The sequence below is a fragment of the Agrococcus sp. HG114 genome, from assembly GCF_024723325.1.
Lineage (GTDB): Bacteria > Actinomycetota > Actinomycetes > Actinomycetales > Microbacteriaceae > Agrococcus.
Genome location: NZ_JANQCH010000333.1, coordinates 1 through 316, shown reverse-complemented (window position 1 = coordinate 316; position 316 = coordinate 1). Strand labels below are relative to the sequence as shown.

Annotated in this window: 1 protein-coding gene; it reads right to left on the bottom strand. The window is 74.1% G+C overall.

Going from position 1 to position 316, the window contains the following annotated elements:
• Positions 1-316 (bottom strand): DUF222 domain-containing protein (locus NWP09_RS13470; RefSeq protein ID WP_258275973.1); only part of this gene is annotated, 316 nt, incomplete at both ends.

Below are 316 nucleotides of genomic sequence, written 5' to 3'. Positions count from 1 at the left end.
CGTCCGCATCGTCGGTCTGGTTGAGCAGCTCGGTGGCGGGGATCGTCACCGTGACGGTCGCGGTGATCGGGTTGACGCCGTGGAGGTCGGACGGGGTCTGGCCGGTGAGGAGCACCTCGAGGAGCGCGTCGACCCGGAACTGGTCGAAGGTGCGGGGGTCGTCCTTCGGCTTTGCGCGGGCGGCTTGGGTGGCGCGGGCGAACGCGCCGTGGATGGCCGCGGTGGGCCCGGGGATGCAGAGGGTCGAGATGCCGTCGTCGCCGTCGTCGACCCACGCGCGGCGGCGTGCGCGGGCGGCGTCGTGGCGGCGCTGCAG